The 24,818-nt window shown below is 53.7% G+C and carries 26 protein-coding genes; 15 read left to right on the top strand and 11 right to left on the bottom strand.

The window, feature by feature from the left end; genetic code table 11:
- Position 1: 1 nt before the first annotated feature.
- Positions 2-1,798 carry an ABC transporter substrate-binding protein gene (locus tag ACFQ88_RS33340; protein ID WP_379461423.1) on the bottom strand — a complete coding sequence of 599 codons (1,797 nt, stop codon included), beginning with the start codon at positions 1,796-1,798 and terminating at the stop codon, positions 2-4.
- Between the two features lie 212 nt (positions 1,799-2,010).
- Here ACFQ88_RS33340 and ACFQ88_RS33335 point away from each other — a divergent pair, with 212 nt between their 5' ends.
- The 3 genes from ACFQ88_RS33335 (at position 2,011) to ACFQ88_RS33325 (ending at position 4,694) form a co-directional block, all read left to right on the top strand.
- Positions 2,011-2,421 carry a hypothetical protein gene (locus ACFQ88_RS33335; RefSeq protein ID WP_379461421.1) on the top strand — a complete coding sequence of 137 codons (411 nt, stop codon included), beginning with the start codon at positions 2,011-2,013 and terminating at the stop codon, positions 2,419-2,421.
- 32 nt (positions 2,422-2,453) lie between these two features.
- Positions 2,454-4,031 (top strand): DUF4153 domain-containing protein, encoded by a 1,578-nt coding sequence (locus tag ACFQ88_RS33330; RefSeq protein ID WP_379461419.1) that lies wholly within the window; start codon positions 2,454-2,456, stop codon positions 4,029-4,031.
- Between the two features lie 111 nt (positions 4,032-4,142).
- Positions 4,143-4,694: a helix-turn-helix domain-containing protein gene (locus ACFQ88_RS33325; RefSeq protein WP_379461417.1), complete on the top strand. Its 552-nt coding sequence runs from the start codon at positions 4,143-4,145 to the stop codon at positions 4,692-4,694.
- Positions 4,695-4,716: 22 nt separating this feature from the next.
- On the opposite strand, the gene ACFQ88_RS33320 is transcribed toward ACFQ88_RS33325, so the two are convergent.
- The 3 genes from ACFQ88_RS33320 to ACFQ88_RS33310 all read right to left on the bottom strand — a co-directional run bounded on the left by ACFQ88_RS33320 (position 4,717) and on the right by ACFQ88_RS33310 (position 6,954).
- Positions 4,717-5,460, bottom strand: coding sequence for an HAD family hydrolase (locus ACFQ88_RS33320; RefSeq protein ID WP_239631197.1), 744 nt, complete (start codon positions 5,458-5,460; stop codon positions 4,717-4,719).
- A 79-nt stretch (positions 5,461-5,539) separates the two neighbouring features.
- The gene (locus ACFQ88_RS33315; protein ID WP_379461414.1) at positions 5,540-5,929 is read right to left on the bottom strand and encodes a bactofilin family protein; all 390 of its coding nucleotides are present in this window, start codon (positions 5,927-5,929) and stop codon (positions 5,540-5,542) included.
- A 29-nt stretch (positions 5,930-5,958) separates the two neighbouring features.
- A complete protein-coding gene (locus ACFQ88_RS33310; RefSeq protein WP_379461412.1) occupies positions 5,959-6,954 on the bottom strand; it encodes a peptidoglycan DD-metalloendopeptidase family protein in 996 nt (331 codons plus the stop codon).
- Between the two features lie 100 nt (positions 6,955-7,054).
- Between ACFQ88_RS33310 and ACFQ88_RS33305 the strand changes: the two genes are divergently transcribed.
- Positions 7,055-7,255, top strand: coding sequence for a hypothetical protein (locus tag ACFQ88_RS33305; protein WP_379461410.1), 201 nt, complete (start codon positions 7,055-7,057; stop codon positions 7,253-7,255).
- A gap of 18 nt (positions 7,256-7,273) precedes the next feature.
- On the opposite strand, the gene ACFQ88_RS33300 is transcribed toward ACFQ88_RS33305, so the two are convergent.
- From ACFQ88_RS33300 to ACFQ88_RS33285, 4 genes are read right to left on the bottom strand one after another with little or no spacing between them, the layout of a single operon-like run.
- Complete coding sequence (locus ACFQ88_RS33300) at positions 7,274-8,671, bottom strand: GerAB/ArcD/ProY family transporter (RefSeq protein WP_379461408.1); 1,398 nt, start codon at positions 8,669-8,671, stop codon at positions 7,274-7,276.
- A gap of 30 nt (positions 8,672-8,701) precedes the next feature.
- On the bottom strand, positions 8,702-8,932 hold the full coding sequence (locus ACFQ88_RS33295; RefSeq protein WP_239631227.1) for a hypothetical protein: 231 nt from the start codon (positions 8,930-8,932) through the stop codon (positions 8,702-8,704).
- The gene (locus ACFQ88_RS33290; RefSeq protein ID WP_379461405.1) at positions 8,929-10,113 is read right to left on the bottom strand and encodes a Ger(x)C family spore germination protein; all 1,185 of its coding nucleotides are present in this window, start codon (positions 10,111-10,113) and stop codon (positions 8,929-8,931) included. Before ACFQ88_RS33290 ends, ACFQ88_RS33295 begins: the two co-directional genes overlap by 4 nt.
- Positions 10,110-11,735 carry a spore germination protein gene (locus tag ACFQ88_RS33285; RefSeq protein ID WP_379461403.1) on the bottom strand — a complete coding sequence of 542 codons (1,626 nt, stop codon included), beginning with the start codon at positions 11,733-11,735 and terminating at the stop codon, positions 10,110-10,112. The genes ACFQ88_RS33290 and ACFQ88_RS33285 overlap by 4 nt, the downstream gene beginning before the upstream one ends.
- Before the next feature lie 231 nt (positions 11,736-11,966).
- Between ACFQ88_RS33285 and cls the strand changes: the two genes are divergently transcribed.
- On the top strand, positions 11,967-13,397 hold the full coding sequence (gene cls / locus ACFQ88_RS33280; protein ID WP_379461401.1) for a cardiolipin synthase: 1,431 nt from the start codon (positions 11,967-11,969) through the stop codon (positions 13,395-13,397).
- 14 nt (positions 13,398-13,411) lie between these two features.
- Here the strand turns inward: cls and ligD are convergent, their stop codons facing one another.
- Both ligD and ggt read right to left on the bottom strand, forming a co-directional pair.
- On the bottom strand, positions 13,412-14,317 hold the full coding sequence (gene ligD / locus ACFQ88_RS33275) for a non-homologous end-joining DNA ligase (protein ID WP_379461655.1): 906 nt from the start codon (positions 14,315-14,317) through the stop codon (positions 13,412-13,414).
- A 341-nt stretch (positions 14,318-14,658) separates the two neighbouring features.
- On the bottom strand, positions 14,659-16,242 hold the full coding sequence (ggt, locus tag ACFQ88_RS33270) for a gamma-glutamyltransferase (RefSeq protein WP_379461399.1): 1,584 nt from the start codon (positions 16,240-16,242) through the stop codon (positions 14,659-14,661).
- Positions 16,243-16,562: 320 nt separating this feature from the next.
- Here ggt and chrS point away from each other — a divergent pair, with 320 nt between their 5' ends.
- The 3 genes from chrS (at position 16,563) to ACFQ88_RS33255 (ending at position 18,638) form a co-directional block, all read left to right on the top strand.
- Positions 16,563-17,045, top strand: a complete 483-nt coding sequence (gene chrS, locus ACFQ88_RS33265; RefSeq protein WP_239631240.1) for a chromate efflux transcriptional regulator ChrS — start codon at positions 16,563-16,565, stop codon at positions 17,043-17,045.
- A gap of 31 nt (positions 17,046-17,076) precedes the next feature.
- Positions 17,077-17,622 carry a chromate transporter gene (locus ACFQ88_RS33260; protein WP_239631242.1) on the top strand — a complete coding sequence of 182 codons (546 nt, stop codon included), beginning with the start codon at positions 17,077-17,079 and terminating at the stop codon, positions 17,620-17,622.
- Between the two features lie 71 nt (positions 17,623-17,693).
- Complete coding sequence (locus ACFQ88_RS33255) at positions 17,694-18,638, top strand: ATP-dependent DNA ligase (protein ID WP_379461396.1); 945 nt, start codon at positions 17,694-17,696, stop codon at positions 18,636-18,638.
- A 78-nt stretch (positions 18,639-18,716) separates the two neighbouring features.
- On the opposite strand, the gene ku is transcribed toward ACFQ88_RS33255, so the two are convergent.
- The gene (gene ku / locus ACFQ88_RS33250) at positions 18,717-19,568 is read right to left on the bottom strand and encodes a non-homologous end joining protein Ku (RefSeq protein ID WP_379461394.1); all 852 of its coding nucleotides are present in this window, start codon (positions 19,566-19,568) and stop codon (positions 18,717-18,719) included.
- Between the two features lie 184 nt (positions 19,569-19,752).
- On the opposite strand from ku, the gene ACFQ88_RS33245 reads away from it, so the two are divergent.
- The 7 genes from ACFQ88_RS33245 to tsaD all read left to right on the top strand — a co-directional run bounded on the left by ACFQ88_RS33245 (position 19,753) and on the right by tsaD (position 24,390).
- A complete protein-coding gene (locus ACFQ88_RS33245) occupies positions 19,753-20,004 on the top strand; it encodes a hypothetical protein (protein ID WP_239635623.1) in 252 nt (83 codons plus the stop codon).
- A 66-nt stretch (positions 20,005-20,070) separates the two neighbouring features.
- Positions 20,071-20,253: an H-type small acid-soluble spore protein gene (locus tag ACFQ88_RS33240; RefSeq protein ID WP_379461392.1), complete on the top strand. Its 183-nt coding sequence runs from the start codon at positions 20,071-20,073 to the stop codon at positions 20,251-20,253.
- Between the two features lie 172 nt (positions 20,254-20,425).
- Positions 20,426-21,457 (top strand): thiamine-phosphate kinase, encoded by a 1,032-nt coding sequence (gene thiL, locus ACFQ88_RS33235; protein ID WP_379461390.1) that lies wholly within the window; start codon positions 20,426-20,428, stop codon positions 21,455-21,457.
- A 16-nt stretch (positions 21,458-21,473) separates the two neighbouring features.
- Positions 21,474-21,959, top strand: a complete 486-nt coding sequence (tsaE, locus tag ACFQ88_RS33230) for a tRNA (adenosine(37)-N6)-threonylcarbamoyltransferase complex ATPase subunit type 1 TsaE (RefSeq protein WP_379461388.1) — start codon at positions 21,474-21,476, stop codon at positions 21,957-21,959.
- Positions 21,956-22,798 (top strand): tRNA (adenosine(37)-N6)-threonylcarbamoyltransferase complex dimerization subunit type 1 TsaB, encoded by an 843-nt coding sequence (gene tsaB, locus ACFQ88_RS33225; RefSeq protein ID WP_379461386.1) that lies wholly within the window; start codon positions 21,956-21,958, stop codon positions 22,796-22,798. The genes tsaE and tsaB overlap by 4 nt, the downstream gene beginning before the upstream one ends.
- Positions 22,799-22,810: 12 nt before the next feature.
- Positions 22,811-23,329 carry a ribosomal protein S18-alanine N-acetyltransferase gene (rimI, locus tag ACFQ88_RS33220; RefSeq protein WP_239631257.1) on the top strand — a complete coding sequence of 173 codons (519 nt, stop codon included), beginning with the start codon at positions 22,811-22,813 and terminating at the stop codon, positions 23,327-23,329.
- Positions 23,326-24,390 (top strand): tRNA (adenosine(37)-N6)-threonylcarbamoyltransferase complex transferase subunit TsaD, encoded by a 1,065-nt coding sequence (tsaD, locus tag ACFQ88_RS33215; RefSeq protein WP_379461383.1) that lies wholly within the window; start codon positions 23,326-23,328, stop codon positions 24,388-24,390. Before rimI ends, tsaD begins: the two co-directional genes overlap by 4 nt.
- Positions 24,391-24,818: the final 428 nt, after the last annotated feature.

The following is a 24,818-nucleotide window of genomic DNA, read 5'->3' as shown; positions in this document are numbered from 1 at the left end:
ATCAAGGCTTATACCAAATGTTTTTGAATTGAACCCAATCGAGCGAGTCCAGCGAAATGCCTTTGACCGAAGAGTGGTAAATCGTTTTTAACCGTTTGAAATACAGCCATTGCAGCACATGCTCGCTTCGCAGCCGGCGCTCGATGCTCTGCAAGAGGCCTGCTCGTCCTTCTCGGTGCGGCTCCCGCAAGGCGGCGCCGATGAACTGCTCGACGGCGGATTTGCACGCAGGCTCGAGATGGTGCTGCATGCTTTTGTACAGATCGATGAGCCGCAGCTCCGTATCGTTGTCGAGCATGATCGAGAACAGCAGCATGTCCGCCTGAAGCCGTCGCTCGCCCTTGAATTCCTCCACGGGCAGCAGCGACAGCTCGACGGCGAGGCCGGCCTCTCTCAGCAGCGTTTGCACGAGCATCGCGTCCCGCTCGTAATGCGGAATCGTGCACAGCAGCATTCGTTCGCCGGCGTAGCCCGACTGCTTGACGGCCTCGCGCACGCGGGCAAGATCGGTGGCCGGCGGGTCGATCGCCGCCGGGCGGATGAAGCTGTCCGACGCATAGATGGCGTCTCCGTCGAGCAGCTCCAGCAGCTTGCGCTGGTCGAGCGCCTCGTACACGGCCTTGCGGATCGCAGGATCCTTCAGTGGCCCCTGCTTCAGCAGGTTGAACGTGACGAAACGGCACGTCGTCCCTTGCTGCTGCACCTGCTGCCACGGGCTTTCCGCTTCGTCCGGCATCCGGTAATTGTGGATGATCTGGAAGCTCTCCAGCGTCCGGTACCGGTCCTGCTGCTGCAATTCGGGAACGTGCCACAGCTCGACACGGTCGAGGTGGGCGCGCCCCTGGAAATAAGCGGGGAACGCGTCGAGCACGCACATGGAGTCGTCAAGATAAGTCAGCTTGAACGGCCCGGTTCCGATAGGGGAGCGGGCGAAAGCCGCTTTGCCTTCCTCCTCGGTTTCGTAGCCGTCATAGGCGTTGTTCGGGATGATGGACGCCCGGTTCGTGCTCATAAACTGCAGGAACAGCTCGTTCGGCTCCGTCAAATAGACCGTTACCGTCAGAGGGTCGATAATATCGATCCGCTCGATTTGCCGGTACACCCACCGGTACAGGGATCGTGCGGCGGAATGCTTCAACCGCTCCAGCGTATACCGGATATCCTCCGAGCTGAGCTCTTTTCCGTGATGGAAGAGGACGCCCTTACGCAAATAAAAAGTCCACGAAGAACGGTCCGGACTGGATTCCCATGCGTGGGCCACGTGCGGCTCGATCGTCTGAGTCAGCCGGTTGTAGCGGACCAGACTGTCGAACAGCTGGTTCACCAGGTGCCCTTCGGTGGAAAAGTTCGTAAAGGCAGGGTCGAGCGATTGGACCGGCTGCGTCAGCGGGAAGCGGAGCGTATCGAACCGCTTGCTGTCCCGGACTTCGCTGCTGTAGCCGAAATGGCCGTTCAGCCAGCTGTGGAAATGGTCCTTCAGCGAGTCGGGAATCGACGACACATTCATTTGCTCCAGCGCTCCGCGCAAATCTTTTCGTTCCACCAGCTCCTTGGCGAGCAGCAGGATCACATCCTCCGACGGCGTGAGGAACAGCAGGGTGGAGCGGTTGCCCCGTCCGCGCTTGGGCAGCCATTGCAGCCAGCCCTGATCGTTCATTTTCTTCAAGATCATCGCCGCATTGCGGTGCGTGCAGTCCAGAATGGCGGCTATGTCGTCCAGCAAAATGTCCTGCTCCTGATGCTCGCCCACATGCGGCAGCTTGTCCCGCAGGCGTATATAATGACTGGCCAGTTTCATAGAATCACCTCAGCTTATACATTCATCATATCCGATATTTGGGATTGAAAATAGGAAATTTCCATTTGCAAACTTGCGCTTTTTATTCCTATTTTATCGCCTACAATAAAAAAAGAAAACGAAAGCCTTTAGATGGCGGGTTCAAAATACTGGGATTTCCGGCAGTTCTAGGGCTGCGGGAGCATCCTTAAGTTCTAAAGGAGGATAATTTCATGAACAGACTGCTCTTATCGGCGGAGTGTCGTCCGCTGCAGATGCAATGGGCCGAGCAATTCATTAAAGAATCGGAGCTTACAATAGTGAACGAATGCATTACCGAGGCGGCGCAGACCGTTCTCTTTTATGCCGGATTGCTGCTGGAGCTGGAGGAACAGAACGATTCTGAGAGGGCTTATGCGGAGCAAACCTCATGGCTTGCCGCAGAAGAGGAAGTGGTGGAGCAAGTGCTTCCGTACGTCCCGAAAATGTATCATGGGCTGCTAAAGCTGTGCCTCATGGTCTCATCGCTGAATGCCGAGCTGGAGCTGGAGCCGGGCGAGCTGGCGGCGATTCGGGGGAATGCGTATTCCTTTATCGCCTATGTAAGGGGACGGACACATCAATTGGCGGATTGGTTTCATTAAAAGAACGCCTCAAGGAGGTTGTTTAAGGCATTATGCAAACGAACCGTTCTTATAAACAGGAAGTGACGGTGCTGGGAGCGGCGCTGCTGTGCGCCGTCATCCACCATGCGCTTTTTTACGGCAAAACCGCGGGAATCTCGTATCCGCTGTTTACGTTTAGCTTCTACCTGCTGTTTTATTGGGCGGTGAAGGACCGCTGTAAGCCGCAATGGGACAGCGGGCTGCTGCTGCTCATTCCGGTAGGATTGCTTGCGCTAACGTTTACCTTATACACCAACGTATTGTTTATGGTACTTAATGCAATGGCCGTTCCCTTGCTTGTTATCGTACATACGACGTGGACGATGCGCAGGGACAGCCTGCGCTGGTTCGAGCCGCGCATCGTTCAGGCCGTCCTGGATCAAATCTTTCTTCATAGTCTTCGCCTGCTGCCTATGCCGGTCGTCATCCTGGCCCGAGTCGTATCGGGCAAAATGAACACGAGCCGCTCCCGCCAGCTGGCGAAGGTGCTCGCAGGAGTGCTGCTTTCCTTGCCGCTGCTGCTGCTTGTAGGAGCTTTGCTCGCTTCCGCCGATGCGATGTTCGATCGCACGATGTCCCGGCTGCCGCAGCTGCTCGGCGAGCTGGAGCTCGGAACGCTGCTGTTCCGAGCGTTGTGGATAGCGGCCGTAGGCACGGCGCTGTTCGTTTATCTATGGGGCTTGCTGTACCCTAAGCCCCCGTATGTCCCCGCGTCTCCCGCGGGGGCAACGATGCCGGGCGCGGGCAGCACGGCAGAACGGGCGGAAGCGGGCTGGGAACCCGGCTCGCCGGTTCCGGCCGTGAGTACTGCCGTGAAACCTGTCCGCCCGCTGCGGATCGATGCGACCATTGCCGCGACGCTGCTTTTCATGCTGAACGCAGTGTACGCTCTGTTTGCGGTCGTGCAGTTCTCTTACTTTTTCGCAGGGGGATCGGCACTGCTACCGGATGGAGTGACTTACGCCGAATATGCACGGCGAGGGTTCGCGGAGCTGGTGACCGTTACCGTCATTAACTTCTCTCTGCTGATGATCACTTTGTATGGCGCAGACCGGACGAACCGCTTCATGGACCGGCTGTTGAGAGGGTTGCTTGCGCTGCTCGTCGTCTTCACGGGAGTGATGCTTTGTTCTGCTTTTATGCGGCTCTCGTTGTACGAGCTGGCTTACGGCTACACGATAACCCGGGTGCTGGTCCGCGCGTTTATGATCTTTTTGGCGGTGCTGTTCGCGATTGCGCTGTATAAGCTGTGGAACGACAGGCTCCAGCTGCTTCAGCCGTATGCCGTCGTTGCTATTGGGGCATATGTGCTGATCAATTACATCCAGGTGGATGCGGTAGTGGCTTCGGGCAACCTGAAACGGTACGAGGCCACCGGCCGTATCGATGCCGCTTATTTGGGCGAGTTGAGCTATGAAGCCGCGCCATATTTAATCGAGCTGCATACGAAGTACCCGCAAGCGGAGGGGGCGAAGGAAGCGCTTCTTCGAATGAAAGAACGTGCCGACGAAGTACGGGAGCTTTCCTGGACGGAGTTCAATGTATCGAAGAAGAAGGCGGCATCGCTGCTTCAGGCAGCCGATTCTTAATGTGCGTTTACGCATGGAGGATAATGATGTAATGAGGTAACGGGAACCGGTTTGACTTTGCCCATGGTCCATATTATCATTTTATATAATGATAATGATGGAGGCGGCACCATGAATTCATCCGACGATAAAGCCAAAAGGAAATCGAAGGCGGAGCTCCTTCTTCATCCGGTTCGACTGAAAATTATTCAATCCTTAATCGGGCGGCAATTGACGATCCAGCAGTTAAACGAGCGGATGCCCGAGACCCCTCAGGCTACGCTGTACAGGCAGGTCAAATTACTGCAGGATTCGGGATTGCTGAGAGTGGTCGAGCATCATCAGGTACGGGGAACGGTTGAACGGGTGTTCGCCCTGGCCGAGTTTGGTGCTGATCTGACGCCGGAAGATATGCGTCATGCGAGCCGGGAGCAGCATATGCAGCTGTTTATGCAGTTCATCGCGCTCCTGCTCGGCGATTACGGCGCCTATCTGGAGCGGGATACGATAGATATGGAGAAGGATATGGTCAGCTACAGGCAGGCGGGATTTTTTGCTTCCGACGATGAGGTAAGGGAGCTGCTCCGCAAGCTCAGCTCGGCGATAGCCGAGGTGATGGCGAATGAGCCGGCACCGCACCGGAGGAAAAGGACGCTGACGTCCATTTTGCTGCCGGATTCGTAATAAAAGCGCTGTCGGCGGGATATTATCCTGCGGCAGCGCTTTTATATTGCCGGATGGCTAATGGAATATCCGACAGCGAGGACAAGGTAAGGAAGGCGCCTTGCGGCTCGGCGTCGATCTCGACGTTATTGTACGACCATTCCTGCTGAGCAGGCATGAAGATAGCGTGAATGCCCGTTCTCAAAGCGGGCAGCACATCGGTGCGGAGCGAATTGCCGATCATCCAGGTGTTGCTTCGGTCGAGCTTATGGTTGCTGATGATGGACTCCAGAAACTCCGTTGTTTTGTGCCGCGTGATGTGAATGCGGTCATCGAAGAAGCGCTCCAGACCGGCCTCCGTTACTTTGCGCATTTGCACGAACGGCTCGCCGCCGGTATACAGGTGCAGCTCATGCCCTTCGGCGGCCAGCTCGCTGAGCGTCTCGTACATAAACGGATAAGGCTCGATGCTGTGCCCGTACACGGAACGGCCGAGCTCGAGCAGCCGCACCGCCTCATCTTCGTTTTTCTCCCGGCCCGTCAGGTCGGAATAATATTCATAGGTTTCGATGAACGATTCCGGGAAATGGTCCGGGGCGAATCCGGACAGCTCTACCCGCTGCAGGTCGATTTCGGCCTGCTTTTTCTTAACTTCATCGATGGGGATACGGTATGTGTGAAACCACATTTCCATTAAATCGGCAAACTGGTCGATCACCAGGTCGAAAAACTTGTTACAGTACAAGAGCGTATCGTCCATATCGAATAGAATCGTCTGTTTCTGCATAGGCGGTCTCCGTTTACTGGTTGTTTACCTTAGAATTCCCCCGAAGCGGCATAAGCACGCATGGGGCTGGTGTGACCCATTATACCACGGCAATAGGGAAAAGCCTATCGGTAGGCACCTCGTCCATCTGGCTCGTGCCTTGGAACACCGCTCCTTTTTCGATAATGAGCGAAGCCGCCTGAATCGTCCCGATCAGCTTCCCGGTAGACGTAATGCGTACTACGCCTTCCGCCTTGACCGTCCCTTCCATGCGGCCAGCAATGGTTACGTCCTTGGCGGTAACCTCGGAGCGGACGATGCCTTTTTCGCCGATGACGACGACACCGGTAGTGCGAACATCGCCGGCCACCTCACCTTCGACGCGAATGTCCGCCTCGGCCGTGCACTTGCCCTCCCACAGCGTTCCTTCACCGATTAACGTATCCGCTCCCGCAGTCCGTCGCTGCGACTTCTTGTTTAACATGGACATGTTCTTTTACGCCACCTTTTCGTTCGGTTTCATGACTCCGGCAAGTAAGGCTTCGGGTTCGTGCTTTTGCCGTCATGCAAAATTTCGTAGTGCAAGTGAGGCCCCGTACTGCGGCCGGTAGAGCCCAGCTTGCCGATCTGCTGGCCTCGCTCTACAGGGTCTCCGATATGCACGAGAGCTTCGTTCAGATGCATATACCAGGTCCGCAGCCCGTTGCCGTGCTCCAGCACGACATGGTGGCCATGGAACTTGTCGTAGCCGACGGTTACGGCGGTTCCTTTCGCGGAAGCGATGACCGGATCGTTCATTTTGCCGGCGATGTCGATGCCGCGGTGAAAGCTCAGCTTGTTGGTAAACGGGTCTTTACGGTATCCGAACGGCGAAGTGACCGTACGTGACCGGGTCGGCCAAAGACCGGGCTTACGCTCCGCCCGTTCTTGTTTTTCCAGCATCGTTTGGCGGGATTGCATCCATTTGCCCTTCAGCTCCCCGATCTCTTGCTGTAGGGTGGAGAAGCTGGCGTGGGTTTCTTTGGCGAGAGCCTTGACCTGCTGGGAGGTCACCGGATGCGCCGGTCCTCCCATACCGCCTTGTACCGCAAGCGCTCCGGCTGCCGGAGAGGCGGCAAGGTCAAGCGCGGAGCCCCCTCCAGTGCCTGCAGCGGAGGACAGCTCCTTGAGCTCCTGCTCAAGCTGCTTCATTTCCTCCATTTTGCTGCGCACCTCGGAAGCTTGGCGCGACAGCTGGTATATTTCATTTTGCAGCTGCTCTATCGTCTTGTTCTTGCTTGTTAAATCTTGCTCCAGTCGGCTCGTCTGATCCTCAAGACGGGATTGGGTCGACCGGGAGGAGACGAAATTGTGAAAATGGGCGGCGTGCATGAACACCGCGGCTCCCAGTACAAATAGGAGGGATAACGTAGCGGCACATAGCGCCGCTCTGGACATTTTGACACGCATGACTCTTTCATTCGCCTCGGGAATGATGACGAGAGTCAGCTTGTTTTGAAACCATTTGAACCTCATGATAACTCCTTTCGGTATGTTGCGGACACCCTGGGCATACATTTGTAAAAAAACGTAAAGGGGAAATCCGCGTTGTTAAAAACCCAGCAAAATGAATCTCATGGGCCGGCTGGCGCTCCATCTCAAAAACGACGTTGCGCTTCAGGGTGAAGATTTCACCACCTACATGGGCAGCTTTATCGCCGCATTCATCCGGAGCGGCATGGATTTTGTCGAAGTGGCCGCCTCCAGAGACGGAGAGGAGGAAGTGCTGACCATCCTCATTCCGATGAACAAGCTGATAGGAATAGAGGCGGTCTGATTGCCGGGCTCCGGATCGTTACACCTGCTGCTGCCGTGCCTGCACCAGCTCCATGTACGAGCTGATCGTGGCCAGTATCATGCAGGTGCCGTATATAATGCTGCAGATGACTCCGATCATCGCATAATACTCGCTTCCCAACAGGCCTACAACTAGGGATACGATGCAGACGAGAAGCAGCGCATTGCTTACCTTGGACCACCCGTGGTACGAATGCTGCATGATGGAGCGGCTCGAGGAGCGTCTGGATGTACGGCCCTGGCTGCCTGATTTGCCGGGCGGACTGTTGCCTCCATTCGCATCTCCGGACTTGCCGGGGGATTCGTCCGGTACTTTCTTCGGATGCCTAAGCGAGAGTCCCACCAACAGTACAAGCAGAAGCGGCTGGTAGCTTAGTATTATCACGGTGGAGCTGAAATTGCCGAAGCTGAACAACTCCGACGTATTTTTGAATGCCAATAGAGACGTAATTAATACGAAGAAGCCTGTAGGAGTATTAATGGTGCTGTAATCCCTCTGCTTCACCAAACTCGCGATTCCGGTTAAAAGCGCCATGTAAATTAAAATATCCTTGCAAAATAAAATCGGAGCCCAGATGCTCAAGATGAGCAGATCCATCCGGTCCAGGAAGTCGGTGATATGGATTTGCTGCACCAGATTATAGTTTGGGTAAATAAGATTGCCCGTTATAACGGGGCCGAACACCAGTACTTCAAGCAGCAGAAACACGGCAAGAAAAAACGAAGACAGAATGACTCCGTGGCGGATGGCGGACCGCACCTGACGGATTTGGCCGATCGTGTGCAGGAACGCCCCGAGAATTATAACGTCCCCATACCATCCGAGAGACAAGAAATTTCCGTTCCATACCGAAATCAGGTCGCCGGCCAGGATGGGTTCTATCAACGACTTGTCCAATTCATTGGTCAGCATCAGAGGAAGCAGAATAATGGTCATGGCGAAATACGGGAACATAATATCGTTGACTCTCGCCATTACCTCAATGCTGGAACGTCCGAAATACATGATAAGCAGCACAAGAAGGAACAGAACTATCTCTTCAGGCGTGTTCGGCAGCAGGATCGTTCCCATGAATTTGCCGAAGGATCGGACATCCCGGATCAGCAGCAGCCAGAAATGGAATATCAGAATCAGGTTGCACACCGTGCCGAAGCCCTGCCCCATAATCATCTTATTGATCTCAAATAAGTTTTTGCCCGGAAACCGCTGTGCAATCAGGCAAAAAACGAACGCCACCAAGATCCCGTACAAGGTAGGCACGATGTAGGTGAACCATGCGTCCATACGAGCAACCCGGACAAGATCGTGCTGGATGCTGACAAGCCCCCCTCCCGTCAACAAGGAGGCCGTTAACCAGGAGAACTGCCTGTAGTTGATGATTTGCTTGGAATCCATACCTTCACCTGCTTCATTATCATTGTCGGTTCAGTGCTGCATCTTGGAGAAGACCCACGGCGATACCTTATGGATGAAAAAGCTGGTCGGCATGGGGATTTGGTACCCTAGCAGAAAGCAGAAGTACACGCCGAAGGCAAGTGCAAATATCAAATAATACAATCGCTTCAGAGGCGGTTTTTGACTGCGAAGCTTTCTAATATCGAATAGCAAAGTGACTACCATGGCTATGAGGTAGAACGTTAAAAAAATGACATTCATTTGAACGAACTCCCCTTCGTCACATTTTCATAGATCAAGCCCGTTTCAATCAGCGTGCTCTTTACATAAATGTCGTATTCGGCCTGCTTCATGGCCTGCGGCCAGTTTTTGGCGTAGGTTGCCTTCCATTGATCGGGAAAGCTTCTCCATATATAGGTGCCGAACTGTATGGAATCGACGTTATTTTTCTTGCATTTCTCGATAACGCGGGTCATCGCTTTTTTCATATAATCGTTGAGCAGCAATTCGATTTTGTCTACATTTTTGATCTGGCTCAAATCGAGATGCTTCTCGTCCTCGAGCAAAACCGCCTTGGCTTGAACGTTAATGGTAAAGCGAAGCTTATCATCGCGGATCGCCGGCTTTATTCTTGTATGGACCTCATGCATACGCAGCCCGATCCTGTTTTTTTTCTCCTTGTCATACTCCAAATCGACCGTTGTTTTTATCGACTCGTTACGCAGCCAGGAGAAGCCTTGCGCCTCCTCGTTCTCAAGCGTGCCGATCATTTTATCTCCCCGAAACTGGGCATAGCCTTTGACTTCGATTTCCTTCGATTGTTTATCGCTTTTGACCGAATTTTTAACATCCATGAGAACCATAACCGGATCGCTTCCCGGAGCGTTAAGGGCTACTCCGACGTCCTTCATGTTGATATCCATCAGGCTGCCCGATTTGGCCAGCTCGCGAATAACCTCCGATGGAAAGCGCTCGAATTTGGGCGCAGCCTGCAGCAGCTCGTAAGCTTTTCCTTTCGTTGTAACGAGATAGGTGGACATCCGGTTTTCTGAATTACGGGGAGAAGAGTCGAACAAATCGCCGATGCCGGCCTTGGCGACATCTTCGCCGACGATAAGCGTTCTCCGGTGACCGAAGAACATGCGCCGGGACATCCGCTGCTGCAGCTTCGCTTGCGCAGCCCGGAAGGTCGAGCCGGCCTCCGAGTCCAAATAGTAGCTCTTTCCTCCTCCCCCCCCAGTACCACCGCCGCCTCCGGTTGCCCCGCCCATTTGCCCCGGCAGAGGAACCATGACGGTAATGCGTACTTTGCCGTCCTCGTCCAGATCAACCGCTGAAGATACGACGAAAGCGACGTCGTTGATTTCCGTACGGTCCCAGCATCCGGAAAGCAGGAGCAGCGAACAAGCGAGAAAGGCGCACAAGGCGCTTCGTCTTCTCATTCGACATTCCCCCGATCCTCATTGTCATGTTGGATGGACATCCCTCTTTGTCCGCCTTGTTCTTTAATTTCCTTGGACAGCTCGTCGCCTTGGCGCGTCGAATCCTTCAAGGTCATAAAGGAAGGCCGTTCTTTAAGCGACCACCATGGAGCCCGGAACATGGCATCCTTCATATCGTTGGATGAGATCGGTCCGAAAGGCGACAAGTAAGGCACGCCGAAGGAGCGAAGGTTAGCCAGATGACCGAGCAATAGCATTATGCAGATCAATATGCCGTACAGGCCGAAGATCGCCGCCGCAATCATGATCGGAAAGCGTAGTATACGGATGGCGATAGCGGCGTTAAAGCGCGGGATCGTAAACGATGCGATACCGGTCAGCGAAACGACGATAACCATCGGCGCCGACACGATGCCGGCTTGAACCGCAGCTTGCCCGATAACCAGGGCTCCCAGAATACTGACCGCAGCCCCGATGGTCTTGGGGAGCCGGATTCCTGCTTCCCGCAGCGCTTCGAAGGTCGTCTCCATGATGAAGGCTTCGACTACCGCCGGAAAAGGAATCGCTTCCCGCGATGCCGCTACCGACAGCAATAGCGACGTGGGAAGCAAATCCTGATGGAATGTAGTAAACGCCACGTACAAGCCTGGCGTGAGCAGAGACAATACAAGCAGCACATAGCGAAGCCAGCGGATCAGCGTCATCATCTGAAACCGCTCGTAATAGTCCTCCGTTGCATGCAGCGCTTCGGCGAATACGAACGGCACCAGCAGCACGAAAGGAGTTCCGTCGACGATAATGCCTACGCGTCCTTGAAGCAGGGCGGCGGCTACCATGTCGGGTCTTTCCGTATATTGGATTTGCGGGAACGGAGAGAAGGCAGAATCCTGGATAAGCTCTTCCAAATAGCCGGTTTCCAAAATCGCATCGATATCGATTTTTTCCAATCGGCACAGCACTTCATCGACAAGAGCCGGGTCGGCGATATCCTCCATATAGGTGATGACAATGCTCGTGTTGCTTTCCCGCCCGATAGTCATGGGCTTCATTTTGAGCCGCGGCGTCTTCAGCTTGCGGCGGACCATCGAGGTGTTCGTGCGCAAATTTTCGACAAAGCCCTCGCGGGGGCCGCGAATGACGGCTTCGGTCTCCGGCTCCTGAATGGAGCGCTTCTCCATTCCCCGTATCCCCATCAATATGCATTGAGTGTTGCCTTCGACAATCAAGCCGACGTCGCCGCCAAGTACGGATTTGAGCATATCGGCATAGTTGTCCGCCTGCTGTGTTTGCGTGACCGGCAAGGACGTCTCCAGAATCCGCTCGATCAGATACTCCTTGCCTTCAATGACCATCAGCGTTTTCATCGCTTCATTGGCGGACTGCGTATTCACCAGTCCGTCCACAAAGAAGAAGATCGCTTTGGCGCTTCGCTCTATATAAAATTCGCGAATGACGAAGTCCGAGCAATCCGCGAACATCTCGTTCAAAAAATCTTTGTTCTCTTCCAAAGAAGCGGAAATCTTCACGGACTTCAAGTCATCGATGAATTGATAATCGAACTCTTGAAGCGACTGCTTTTGCGTTTTTTCGCTTTTTTGTTTCCGATTTCTCCACCGCAGCATGACGGCCTCCCCGGATGTACTAGCACCTCGGCAGCATGCGCCGGAGTGTGTCCCGTATATTTTTCTCAAAAAAGGAATTTTTATTACAACGGATGCAAATCGGCATTTCGGTCGGCGCGGCGAAAGGTTCGTTGTAGATCATGGATGGTACGGTATAGCTAATGAAGGAATAGATTACAATAAGACGGCCAAAGTTGTACTCATTGACTCAAATCGGAGGGGGAACGGATTGTGATATGGCTTGTAGCCGCTTTGCTGCTCTTTATATTTCAAATCATAACGATCCTGTTTCATGAATTTCGCCATCCCGCCAAGACGGTCGCTTGGCTCGTTATTTTGTTTATTTTTCCAATAATTGGGTTTATTATGTATTACTTTTTGGCGAAGGAATATACGCACCGAAAAAAAGTGCGCCGCAAAGGGCTCCGATACATTCCGGATCCGATGCATGAAGGGAGAAGGTACTCGGCATCGCAGCCGAATGACGAACTGCAGCAACCGGACGGAGTAACGAAGGATTCGCGCCTCTATGCGCTGCTGAACAATATCCCGAGCTCGTCGGTGACACAGCAAAATGAAGTGAGGGTGCTGACCAACGCGGACATGGCCTACGATGCCATAATGGAGGGGATGGAGAAAGCGGCAAGCTACATCCACTTCGAATTTTACACGATACGTCATGACAAGACCGGTCGCCGGTTTCAGGAGCTGCTGATCCGCAAGGCTCGGCAGGGTGTGAAGGTTCGGTGCATTTTCGACGGCATCGGCAGCTATCAGCTGGATAACAGCTTCTTGATCGAGCTGCGGGAAGCGGGAGTGGAGGCGTACATATTTTTACCGCCGTTAATCGCCTTTTTCGACAAAAGGATGAATTACCGGAATCACCGGAAAATCGTCGTCGTGGACGGGATGATAGGATACCTTGGCGGGATTAATGTCGGGAACGAATATTTGGGGGGCAATCCGAAGCTGGGCTTTTGGAGAGATACGCATTTGGAGCTGGTCGGGGATGCCGTATATTCTCTGCAATATACGTTTCTTTCGGATTGGTATTTTGTCAGCGGACAGAGGTTGACCGATTCCAGCCTGTTTCCCGAGCACGATAATTCGGGCGGGAAAAGAGTGCAAATCATCAGCAGCGGCCCGGACGCTCACTGGGATGCCATCCTCGAAATGTACTTCGGGGCGATTACGGCGGCCAAGAAGCGTATTTTTATTACTACGCCGTACTTTGTGCCTGATCCGAGCATCAGCATGGGGCTGAAGACGGCAGCGGTCAGCGGCGTGGACGTCCGGGTGATCTTTCCGTCTCGTTCCGACTCCAAAATTGTCAATTACGCTTCGAAATCTTACTTCGAGGAGCTGATGCAGGCGGGGGTCCGGTTTTATTCGTATGAAAAAGGATTCATGCATGCGAAGGTCATTCTCATTGACGATATGCTGGCGTCCGTCGGAACCGCGAATATGGATATGCGCAGCTTCTTCAGCAATTTTGAGCTGAACGCCGTGCTGTTCGACAAAGAGACGATCCAGCGGCTGGAAGCCGATTTCTTGCAGGATTTAAAGGACAGCAAAGAAATCAAGCTGGAGCAGTTCGAGAAGCGTCCGCGCATGGAAAAGGCGAAGGAAGTGATGGCACGCCTGCTGTCGCCGCTGTTCTAGACTTCGGGCCGCCTTCAGGACTTGGCCGATTCGATAAAAGCCAGCACCTGATCCAGCTTTTGCGGCGGCACCTGCTTGATCAGGTCGCCCTGCTCGGCAAGCCGGCTTTCCATCGTCAGCAGCGTAAATTCGCGGGGATCGCACCGGCGGGCAACCTCCTCCCAGTGCAGGGGCGCGGATACCGTGGCGTCCTTGCGCGCTCGCGGCGTGTAAGGCGCGGACAGCGTTTTTCCGTACCAATGCTGCAAGTAGTCGATATAAATTAGCGTGCCGCGGTCTTTTTTCAACCGCTCTATCGTGAACAGCTTGGGATGCTTCTGCACGCAATAATTGGCTACGAAGAAGCCGATTTTGCGCAGCTGCTCGAACGTATAGCCCCGTTCTATCGGAACGTAGATCTGCACGCCCGTAGCTCCCGAGGTCTTGGGGACGGAGCGGATTTGCATTCTATCCAGCGCTTCGCCGATAATTTCCGCGGCTTCCATAATGCGCGGCTCAGGATCTAGCGTTGGATCGATATCGATCAGCCATTCCTCGGGGAGCTGCTCGCCGATCCGGTGAAAGGACGGGTGAAACTCCAGGCAGGCCAAATTGCCGAGCCACAGCAAGGTCGGAACGGAATCGAGATGCACGTATTGAATGCCTTCGAGCACCGCCGTTTTGACAAAATGCGGAGTCGGCTCCGGGGCGTTTTTTTGATAAAACGATTTATCCGCGTAGCCGTTCGGAAACCGGATCGTCGTCAAATACCGGTCGCGGCAATATTCCAGCAAATAAGGCGCCAGCTTCAGCAGCTTCTCCAAATAAATGATTTTGGTGATGCCGAGCTCCGGCCACAGCAGCTTCTGGGGATTCGAAATCGTGATTTCTTCCCCTTCAATGATGACGGTGCCTTTGTTGTTATTGGATGCGGCGGCCATATAGGTGCACTCCTTTGTTTGGACGGTTGATAAGCGAATACTTAAACCATAAGGGAATGGTGTGGACTGTCGCAGGCCGGTCGGCTGCAGTACTGCCGAATTCGGTCCTACCCTCATTATGGTCGCGCTCCTGTGAATCCAAACGTGAAAAAACCTCTATCGAGGCCTTTCAAGATGAGTGACCTTAAAGTTTTGCTTTAACAATACTCGCTTCGTAAGCATGGCAGGATTTATCGCCAAATAGAATTTTCACATTCGATGACCTTGGAATATTATTAATTCTATTGTGGTGAAAAAGACCGGGCGATGCCCGGTCTGACTGTTTTGAAACCTTTACCGTTTTACCACCCGATGCTTAAGCCGTCGCTGCGCGGATCGAAGCCGCCGTAGAGGAAGCCGCTGTCGTCGATTCGAATGGCATGGGCGTGCCCCATAATCCCGTCGAAATCGTTCACGATATTCACGTCATGTCCGGCTGCCGCTAATCGTTTGGCAACCCTCTGATCCACTCTCCCTTCGAGCTTGAGCTCTTGCGAATCGTTCCCCCAGGTTCGTCCCCATACGAATCTTGGCTCGTTGACCGCTTCCTGCGGGTGCATACCGTAATCGATCATTCGCGTTATGATCGCGGTCTGCGTCTGAGGCTGTCCTTCGCCGCCTTGGGTGCCGTACAATATGGCCGGCTTGCCATCCTTACAGGCGAGAGCCGGCATGAGCGTATGGAAAGAGCGCTTGTTCGGCTGCAAGCAGTTGACATGCTCAGGATCGAGGGAGAAGAAGGAGCCGCGGTTTTGCAGCAGAATGCCGGTATTTCCCGCCACCACTCCGGAACCGTACTCGAAATACAAGCTCTGGATGAAGGAGACGGCATTTCCTTCCTCGTCTACTACGGCCGCATACGCAGTATCGCTTCCCATCGGCTTGCTGACGGCCGGAGCCAGAGCGCTTTCCATCGAAATTTCGCCGAACATTTCGCGGGCGTAGTCTTTGTCCAGCAGCTTGTCGAGCGGAATGCGGCAAAAATCCGGATCGCTCAGCACCTCGTTGCGGTCCTGGAAGCTTCGTTTCAATGCCTCTACCAGCAGGTGGTAATATTCATACGAGCCGTTCTCGAACGACTTCAGATCGACCTGCTCCAAAATGTTCAAGGCCATCAAACCTACGAAGCCTTGGGAGTTCGGCGGCATCTGGTAGACGGTATAGCCGCGATAGGTCGTAGATACAGGCGTCACCCAATTGCCTCGATGGGCGGCGAAGTCGTCCGCTGTGAGAAGGCCTCCGGACTGCTCAAGAAAACCGGTGATGGCTTGCGCCAGCTTGCCGGTATAAAACGACTCTCTCCCATGAGCCGCTATGTCGCGCAGACTCGATGCCAAATCGCTTTGAACGAACCGCTCGCCCGGCTCGGGTACCCGCTGGCCGGGAGTATATATGCCGGAAGTATAAGGCGTTCCGGACAGCAGGGCGAAATTGTTCAAGGTATGCGTATGCTGGTCCTTGGTCATTGGAAATCCGTCAGCCGCGTAGCTGATGGCGGGCTCCAGCACCTCGGCCAACGTAAGACGGCCGTATTCGCGAAGGACCGCGTCCCAGCCGTCCACCATGCCGGGAACGGTGATGGCGCTCCGTACGCCGCGAAACGGGATCACGGCTTCCCCGGCATAGGTATCGATCGTCACCTTGGAGCCGGCCCTTCCGCTTGCATTGTAGGCACGCACATTGCGGTCTTTGCTGCTGTAGCACAACCAGAACGAATCGCCGCCAATCCCGGTCATGTGGGGGTAAACAACGGCCAGGCATGCGCTGATCGCAACAGCCGCGTCAAAAGCGTTGCCGCCTTGCTGCAAAATCCGGCCTCCCGCCATGGATGCCAAATAGTGCGGGCTTACAACCATTGTTTTGGTGCCGATAACCGATTGTTTCATGAGTGCGTGCTCCTTTTTCGTTGAAATGGGGGATGAATTGCCTTTTCGTCATGTGTAAACCCTACATAAGTACAAGCTGCATAAATTCATGTTACTTTATATGACATATCTCTAGGCGTGAAACCATATTTTCTTTCCGAAAAAGACCAAGATTAACAATAAACATAACACAGAACAAGTTTGCTAGACAATAACTTTTAATTCGGAATGCAGGATAAAATGGTTTACTTGATGACGAAACGAATGTATAATTTTATAAAAGGTTACGTTTTGTTTATGTTGATTTTATCCTTTAATTCATCATGAAGGAGGTCTATCACTTGGAGCAACAGCCTGTTACGCAGCAGCCTGCGGTGCAATTGGACGAATACGATCTGAAAATATTAGATGCGCTTCACGATAACGGGAGAATATCTTACACGGATCTGGGGAGAGATATCGGTCTTTCCCGAGTCGCCGTCCAGTCCCGAATTAGCGCCTTAATGGAGCATGGCGTCATTGAAAAATTCACCGCCGTAATCAATCCCGGCAAGATCGGCATGAGTGTATCCACCTTTTTTAACGTGGACATCGAGCCGCAATATTTGCAGCAGGTTGCAGAAAGCTTGGCGCAGGAGACGGAAGTGACCAGCTTGTACCATATGACTGGGCCGAGCAAGCTTCATATGCACGGCATTTTCAAGGATTTTCAAGAGATGGAGGCGTTTCTGGTGGAGAAGCTGTATACAATGCCCGGCATTGTCAGCGTCGATTGCCAGATGCTTATTAAACGCTACAAGAGCCGGATGGGCATGAAGCTGTAGCAGTTTTCAACGAGGAGGAACGTGAACTACGATGTGGACTACATTATGGAATTTATTCATCGCCTTCGGGAAAGCGACGATGCTCGGCTACGGCGGGGGGCCGTCGATTATTCCCCTCTATCAGAACGAAGTGGTGCGGATGGGTTGGATGACACCGGAGGAGTTCGGTAATGCTCTGGCGTTCGGCAATGCCCTGCCGGGACCTATCGCGACGAAGCTGGCTGCTTATATCGGTTTTAAAATCGCCGGCTGGGCCGGAGCCTGCGTTGCGCTTGCGGCGGTGGTCATGCCGACGGCTCTGCTGATGGTCGCGCTGGTAGGAGTGATGCTCAAGCTGCAAAACAATCCGGTCATTCGCGGCATGATCAAAGGCGTTCAGCCGGTGATTTTCGTCATGATGGCAATGCTTGCTTACGATTTTGCCAAGTATGCGTTCAAGCCGAGCGACGGCTTTATCAGCTTTTTGCCCTTCGTGCTCGGGGCGGGCTATTTCATTATGGTCCAGTACTTGAACATTAACGCGGCCTGGGGGATCGTGGCCTCACTGGTCATTGGCGCTATTTTCTTCAGGGGCTAACCCTTAAGGGCGAATAAACGGGTCCTTCGTTTGCCTATACTTGGAATGACAAGATCATTCGGAGGATACTTATGAAACTGAAACCGGTTGTCCCTTTTGAGCCGATTTCGACCGACAGGCTGCCCGAAGGGAAAGAGTGGATCGCGCAATTGAAATGGGACGGCGTTCGGATGCTCGTGTATTACGACGGGCAAGAGACGCGGCTCGTCAATCGCAAGCTGAATGAACGAACGATGCAGTATCCCGAGCTGACTGATGTGCCTTCTTATTGCCGGGCGGAATCGGTCATTTTGGACGGCGAAATCATCGCGTTAGAAGAAGGCAAGCCGTCTTTTCACCAAGTGATGAGGCGCGATGGCCTGCGCACATCCGGGCGCATTCCATTGGTCCGCCAGCAGGTGCCGATCGTCTACATGATATTTGACATTCTATTTTATAACGGGGAATGGGTTACTCCCCGGCCGCTCGCCGAGAGGCAGCAGCTATTGGAGAAGATTGTTCAGCCAACCCCTTACGCGCAATTGGTTCCAAGCTATTCGGAAATCAGCGGTTTGTTTGACGTAGTGAAGCAGCATCAGCTTGAGGGCATTGTGTGCAAGGACATTGGAAGTGTGTACGCGATGAACGGTAAAGATAAACGATGGCTCAAAAAGAAGCTGTTTCAGGATCTGGTAGCCGTAGTAGGAGGAGTCACCCACAGGGCGGGGACGGTGAATGCGCTGCTGCTGGGATTGTACGATGAAGAAGGGCGGCTGTGGTACATAGGTCATGCTGGAACCGGCAAGCTGACGCAGCAGGATTGGAGGTCCATGACCGAGCGGGCGAGAGATCTGGCCGTCACGGAGAGGCCTTTCGCCAATCAGCCGGAGCGGAGCAAGGATGCCGTATGGATTAAGCCTGTGCTGACGGTGAAAATTCATTTTATGGAATGGACGCACAACCGGACGCTGCGCCAGCCCAGCATTCAATCGTTCGTGGACATCGCGCCGCAGGATTGCACTTTTGCTTCTGTTTAACCAAGGAACATTGGGATAAAAAATAAGCCGATAAGCGGTCCGAAGACCGGCTTGCCGGCTTGTTTGCTGTTTCAGGCGCTAGGAGACCGTTTCTTCCTTGGCTTTTCCTTTGGCCCTCGTTTTTTTCGTTTTGGCGGCCGGCGCGGCGTCGGTTTCCGGGACCGGCTTCATCGCGTCGAGGCTTGCCTGCAGGGCGGACATCAGATCGATGACGTTCGTCTTGTTCGGCTCAGGCGCTATGCTTACCTGCTTGCCGCTTACTTTTTGCTCGATAGCTTTCAGGACCGCTTCGCGGTAATCGTCTTTATACTTCTCCGGCTCGAACGGGGTGCTGAGCTGCTCAATCAGCATTTTGGCCATTGTCAGCTCTTTGTCGTTCACATTGCTTTGCTCCGGCAGGTTAGGCACTTGCTCAACAGAGCGGATTTCGTCGGGATAAAAAATCGTCTCCATAACGATACAATTTTCGATGACGCGAATGGCCGCCAAGCTGCTTTTGGAACGGATCGACACTTTGGCGATGCCGATTTTGCCCGTTTGCTTCATCGCTTCCAGCAGCAGGTTGTAGGCGTTGGCTCCCGTTTCGTTAGGCGCCAGATAATATGTTTTTTGAAAATAGATCGGATCGATATCGGTAAGCTGTACAAAATCAAGAATTTTGATTTCCTTGGTGACTTCTCCGTTCAAGCTGTCGAGCTCATCCTTCTCGAATAAAACGAAGGCTCCCGGCTCGTATTCGTACCCTCTGGCCATTTCCTCCCATTCGACTTCCCGTTCGCACGTCTGGCATTTACGGACAAAGTTAAGCGGTGTCGTGCATTCCTTGTGGATATAGCGCATGGAAATGTCCTTATCCTCGGTAGCGGAAAACATTTTGACGGGAACGTGCACCAAGCCGAAGCTAATAGCCCCTTTCCAAACCGTGTGCATCGCGATTCCTCCTCACCTGGACTTGCGTCCTCTATACGAACCAGTATTCCCTTATTTCATCCATTGCACACGTGGATGAATGAATCCGTGACGGGACATGCTACATATAAACCGGGACGCGGTGAGCTGAATGGGTCTTGACCGGCAGCAGCAATCGTCCAATAAAAAAGGAGGAGTCCAAGTAATGGAGAACGAACGTTCGCAATCAAACGAAACAGGCGAACAAGTGCAAAACGAAGGAGCCGTCAGTGCGTCTGCGGCAGCGGCTCAGGAGGCAGGCGATGCTCTCCATCAAGGACGTCAGGACTATTTTATGGACATTGACCGGATGGTCAACGAAGGCTTGGGAGGCGGCATAGTCAGTCTGAATAACGGCTTGATTGAGGAGTCGACTACGGATACGATGGATCATCCGGAATCGGTTTTGGAACCGTAGCAGCGAAAAAGCAGACATGGGCATCGATGAGATCCGACGATTTCGTAACCGGGAGGTGATGGGGAAATGAAATTGTACCGCGCTCAGGAAATTTTGCAGTCGGAAGCGAAGATTGATGTGGAGCTGAAGGGTGTACCCGTCTGGATTGACAGTGTGGATGCCGACAAGGAGACGGCCAAGGTGCACGTCGAGCATCAGCCTGCAGATTCGCGGGTCGTGCCTGTTAGGGAGCTGCAAGAAATACAATAAGCAATTTACGCCCTATGTTTAAGCTGATGCAGCTTGAAGATAGGGCTTTTTTCTGCGAAAACTCGTTCCGATCCGAATGTCAGGGGCAAGGCCTGCCTGCCTGAAACGCTTATTGCTACGCATGGAGCAGAGGGCTATAATAGGGACAATACAGTACGGAGGCGGTATCGGATTGAGTTCTTTGGATGAATTTGCGTTAATTCGAAGATTGACGGAAGGAAAGCAGTCCGCCGCTTTTCAGCAGGCGAGCGGGGTCGTTACCGGGATCGGCGACGATGCGGCGGTAGCGGAGCTTGCCCCGGATAGTCAATTGGTGATGACTTGCGATACGATGACCGAGGAGATCCACTTCAAGGCGGTCACGATGCGCGATCAGGATATCGGATATAAAGCAATGGCGGCGTCCGTGAGCGATATTGCCGCCATGGGGGCCGTGCCGCGGTATGCGCTTGTCTCGATCAGCATTCCGAAAGGGACGCCGCAGGACAAGCTGGATGCCGTATATCACGGCTTGTTCGAGTGCGCGAACCGTTGGGGCGTCGTCATCGTCGGCGGTGATACAACATCGGCCATCGGCGGGTTGACGGTGTCGGTTACCGTCATCGGAGAAGTGGAAGCGGGCAAAGCGCTGCTTCGCTCGGCGGCAAGGACAGGCGATGTGCTGTTCGCCACCGGGATGCTGGGGCGCTCGGCAGCCGGACTTGAGCTGCTGCTGGATAAACATATCCCGTCCGATCAATGGGAGGAGCATTCCTTTGACGATGCGCAGCGGACGTTGATGCGAGCTCACTGCCGGCCGGAGCCGCAGGTAGAGGCGGGGCAGCTGCTTCAGCGCTCCGGGATGTGCCATGCCCTGAATGATGTAAGTGACGGCTTAGCGAGCGAGGCTTGGGAAATTGCCGAAGCTTCCGGCGTAGGCATTGATTTGATAGAGGACCGCATTCCGATTGCGGAAGAGCTGCTGGCGCATGCATTGAAGGCGGAGAAAGATCCTCTGCATTACATTTTGTACGGCGGAGAGGACTACCAGCTGGTGGGTACCGTTCAAGCGGAGCATGCCATTACCCTGCAGATGATGTTTAAGGAAGCGGGGCTCGAGCTGTACCTCATCGGCTATGTCAATTCGGAGACGAAGGGCGTCCGCCTCGTCCAAAGCAGCGGCAATGCGGTGCCGATAGAGAAAAAAGGCTACAATCATTTTTGAAAGGAGGGGTCCTGCAATGAGTGAGCCTGCTTCTTATGTATACAAGGCAGACAACCTCGACCAGACAGCGATGCTGGCCGCACGTCTTGCATCCTGTTTTCAGGCCGGAACGGTCATAACGCTGGACGGCGATTTGGGAGCGGGAAAGACATCGTTCTCCCAGGCGGTCGCCAAAGCCATCGGGGTGAAGGAAATCGTGAACAGCCCGACATTTACTATTATTAAAGAGTATGAAGGGGAGGTATTCCCTTTCTATCATATGGATGTATACCGGCTGTCGCAGGAGGAAGCGGACGACCTTGGTCTCGACGACTACTTCTATGGGGAAGGCGTTACGTTAATCGAGTGGGCCTCTTTGATCGAGGAATTGCTGCCTCCCGACAGGCTGTCGATCACCATCGAGCACACAGGGGATACCGGCAGGAGGTTTAAGCTGACTCCGCTGGGCAATCCTTATGAACAATGGTGCAAAGAATTAAAGGAGAACGGAATCGTATTATGAACAGTGACAACAACAAATTTACAGGAAGCCTGCTGGCCGTCGATACGTCCACCAGCTCCATGTCCATAGCTTTAGCCAATGGGAAGGTGCTTGTTGACGAGCTTACCTCCAAAGCGGAACGAAATCATTCCATCCATTTGATACCTCATATTCAGCAGCTGCTAGCGTCAGCAGGCCTTCGTCCCAAGGAGCTTGACGCCTTCGCTGTCGGAGTTGGCCCGGGTTCTTATACCGGAGTCCGAATTGGAGTGACGGTCGGCAAAACGTTTGCATGGACGCACGGCATGTCGCTTATCGGAGTATCCAGCCTGGAAGCGATGGCTTTGGGCGGTATGGAGGCTTTTTATGTTTCAAAAAAGGGGCAGGCGGATCATGAAGATAACGGCTTGCCGTTCAAGGAGTTGTCTGCTCTTGACCGGGTGTACCAAACAGACGGAACGAGCTGGGTTGTGCCTATGATTGAAGCGCGGAGAGGACAAGCTTTCACCGCCTTATATCAAGTAGCCGATCATCGCTGGAGCTGTCTGGAGAAGGACGGCATTCGGCTCATGTCCTCTTGGGCGGAGGCGCTGCTGGAGCGGGGCCGAACCGCTTCACAGCTTCCGGACCGTATTGTTTTCACGGGAGAAACGGAGCTGCACGCCGAAGTGCTCCAGCGCTTTTTCGAGGAGTGGGGCGGTGAAGCGGCAGAGTGGCCGCACGAGATAAAGGCGCGCCATATCGCCGAGCTCGGCCGGTTGCAGTGGGAGGCGGGGCGTACCGACACTGCCCATGGCTTGGTTCCAAACTATACGCAGCTGCCGGAAGCGGAAGCGAAATTGCTGGGCAAAAAATCATAAGGAGGCTTCCTGATGGAAAGCAGTGAACATACGGAGGCTCCCGGTTCTTTGGAATTTCGATCCATGACCATGGAAGATATTCCGGCTATTTGTGAGATTGAGCAGGAAGCCTTCACAACTCCATGGACCGCAGGGGCGTTTCAAAATGAATTGACGAGCAATCAATTTGCCCGTTATATGGTGATGGAGATTGACGGAGAAGTAGCCGGCTACGGCGGCATGTGGCTTATTATGGAAGAGGCGCATGTGACCAATGTAGCAGTGCTGAAAAAATATCGCGGCAAAAAGCTCGGGGAAAGATTGATGCGCGAGCTGCAAAAAACGGCAAGCTTCTTCGGCGCCGTACGGATGACGCTGGAAGTGCGGCCGTCCAACTACGTCGCGAGGGGACTGTATGAGAAGCTCGGGTTTTATTCCGTCGGCGTTCGCCGGGGGTATTACACGGATAATCGCGAGGACGCCGTCATCATGTGGGCCGACCTGCCGAAATATCCGCACAATTTGAATGAACTCACAGGGGATTTGCCATGAAAACAACCGAATCGATAGAACGCGAAACGGTTTCCCGGGAAGGGAAGCCGACTTATATATTGGCAATAGAAACTAGCTGCGACGAGACATCGGTCGCTGTAGTGGCCGACGGCACGGACATTTTGTCCAATGTCGTCTCGAGCCAGATCGAGACCCATCAGCGCTTCGGCGGGGTTGTTCCCGAGGTGGCGTCCCGCCAGCATGTAGAGACGATTACATTTATCATTGAGGAAGCGCTGGAAAAAGCGAAGCTGCGCCCGGCGGACTTGTCGGCCATCGCCGTAACGCAAGGGCCGGGCTTGGTCGGCTCCTTGCTGGTCGGCTTGGTCGCGGCCAAAGCGTTGGCCTGTGCTCTGGAGCTGCCGTTGATCGGCGTTCATCATATCGCGGGACATATTTATGCGAACCAGCTCGTTCATAAGCTGGAATATCCGTTCGTTTCCCTTGTCGTTTCGGGCGGACATACGGAGCTTGTCTATGTCGAATCCGAGGGCCGATTCCGGATTATCGGCCAAACCCGGGACGACGCTGCGGGCGAAGCGTACGATAAGGTGGCTCGCGCTCTGAAGCTGCCGTATCCCGGCGGGCCGCATATCGACCGGCTCGCGCACGAAGCGGAAGAGGGAGTCACTCTTCCGCGCGCCTGGCTGGAGCCGGATTCCTACGATTTCAGCTTCAGCGGGCTGAAATCGGCCGTGTTGGCCGTGTTGAACCAGGCCAACATGAAGGGCCAGCCGCTTGATCCGCAAGCGGTAGCCAAGGGCTTCCAGGACTCGGTCATCGACGTCCTGGTGGAGAAATCCGCGCGCGCCGTTCAGGCTTTCGGCGCGAAGCAGCTGCTGTTGGCGGGCGGCGTGGCCGCCAACAAGGGGCTGCGGCAGCGCTTGGAGGCGCGCTGCGCGGAGATCGGCGTGCCGCTGCTTGCGCCTCCGCTGAGCCTCTGCACCGACAACGCCGCGATGATTGCGGCCGCCGCCTTCTTGAAGTGGCGGCGCGGGCAGTTCTCGGCCTTGGATCTTAAGGCCGAGCCGCTCTTGAAGCTGGAAGGCTGGTCTGTGTAATCCATTTTGGTTTTGCGGTGAGATCTTTGTTTGGTCTTGCAGCTTCGGCCGTCAAGCTGTCCGTCCTGACTGGTGTCTGCGACACTTGGCGGCTTATAATTAACTGTCCTAAAGTTTAATGTGGCATAATATTCCTCTTGCATTTGTATCTCGAATTTGGTACATTACTACTTGTCGCTTTTGAGACAAGAGCTTCTGAGAAAGACGAGAAAACTTTTTCAAAAAAAGACTTGCAAAGAAGTAGACGAATGTGATATATTAATCAGGTCGCTTTTGACGGATGTCGAAAACGATCGAAAAAAAGAAATGATTGTCCTTTGAAAACTGAACAATGAGTGAGTGTTAAATAGAGAATGCAAATTCTCGCTAGCATTGAATTTTGAGCTTAAGACAAGCTCTGTTATACGGTCGCTTCGGCGACACTTTAA

Source organism: Paenibacillus sp. NPDC056579, from assembly GCF_042793215.1.
Classification (GTDB): Bacteria; Bacillota; Bacilli; order Paenibacillales; family NBRC-103111; genus Paenibacillus_S.
This window is presented reverse-complemented; position numbering and strand designations above follow the sequence as displayed.

Coding starts and splice junctions, on each gene's coding strand:
- ACFQ88_RS33300 (WP_379461408.1), bottom strand. CDS start 8,671: ATGGATTCCAAGCAAATCATCAACTACAGGCAGTTCTCCTGGTTAACG.
- ACFQ88_RS33315 (WP_379461414.1), bottom strand. CDS start 5,929: ATGTCCATGTTAAACAAGAAGTCGCAGCGACGGACTGCGGGAGCGGAT.
- tsaD (WP_379461383.1), top strand. CDS start 23,326: ATGAAAACAACCGAATCGATAGAACGCGAAACGGTTTCCCGGGAAGGG.
- ACFQ88_RS33255 (WP_379461396.1), top strand. CDS start 17,694: ATGAAACTGAAACCGGTTGTCCCTTTTGAGCCGATTTCGACCGACAGG.
- ACFQ88_RS33335 (WP_379461421.1), top strand. CDS start 2,011: ATGAACAGACTGCTCTTATCGGCGGAGTGTCGTCCGCTGCAGATGCAA.
- ggt (WP_379461399.1), bottom strand. CDS start 16,242: ATGAAACAATCGGTTATCGGCACCAAAACAATGGTTGTAAGCCCGCAC.
- ACFQ88_RS33240 (WP_379461392.1), top strand. CDS start 20,071: ATGAAATTGTACCGCGCTCAGGAAATTTTGCAGTCGGAAGCGAAGATT.
- ACFQ88_RS33340 (WP_379461423.1), bottom strand. CDS start 1,798: ATGAAACTGGCCAGTCATTATATACGCCTGCGGGACAAGCTGCCGCAT.
- ACFQ88_RS33260 (WP_239631242.1), top strand. CDS start 17,077: ATGTGGACTACATTATGGAATTTATTCATCGCCTTCGGGAAAGCGACG.
- ACFQ88_RS33305 (WP_379461410.1), top strand. CDS start 7,055: ATGGGCCGGCTGGCGCTCCATCTCAAAAACGACGTTGCGCTTCAGGGT.
- ACFQ88_RS33285 (WP_379461403.1), bottom strand. CDS start 11,735: ATGCTGCGGTGGAGAAATCGGAAACAAAAAAGCGAAAAAACGCAAAAG.
- ACFQ88_RS33245 (WP_239635623.1), top strand. CDS start 19,753: ATGGAGAACGAACGTTCGCAATCAAACGAAACAGGCGAACAAGTGCAA.
- ligD (WP_379461655.1), bottom strand. CDS start 14,317: ATGGCCGCCGCATCCAATAACAACAAAGGCACCGTCATCATTGAAGGG.
- ACFQ88_RS33290 (WP_379461405.1), bottom strand. CDS start 10,113: ATGAGAAGACGAAGCGCCTTGTGCGCCTTTCTCGCTTGTTCGCTGCTC.
- ACFQ88_RS33310 (WP_379461412.1), bottom strand. CDS start 6,954: ATGAGGTTCAAATGGTTTCAAAACAAGCTGACTCTCGTCATCATTCCC.
- ACFQ88_RS33295 (WP_239631227.1), bottom strand. CDS start 8,932: ATGAATGTCATTTTTTTAACGTTCTACCTCATAGCCATGGTAGTCACT.
- ACFQ88_RS33325 (WP_379461417.1), top strand. CDS start 4,143: ATGAATTCATCCGACGATAAAGCCAAAAGGAAATCGAAGGCGGAGCTC.
- ACFQ88_RS33320 (WP_239631197.1), bottom strand. CDS start 5,460: ATGCAGAAACAGACGATTCTATTCGATATGGACGATACGCTCTTGTAC.
- rimI (WP_239631257.1), top strand. CDS start 22,811: ATGGAAAGCAGTGAACATACGGAGGCTCCCGGTTCTTTGGAATTTCGA.
- tsaE (WP_379461388.1), top strand. CDS start 21,474: ATGAGTGAGCCTGCTTCTTATGTATACAAGGCAGACAACCTCGACCAG.
- ku (WP_379461394.1), bottom strand. CDS start 19,568: ATGCACACGGTTTGGAAAGGGGCTATTAGCTTCGGCTTGGTGCACGTT.
- ACFQ88_RS33330 (WP_379461419.1), top strand. CDS start 2,454: ATGCAAACGAACCGTTCTTATAAACAGGAAGTGACGGTGCTGGGAGCG.
- tsaB (WP_379461386.1), top strand. CDS start 21,956: ATGAACAGTGACAACAACAAATTTACAGGAAGCCTGCTGGCCGTCGAT.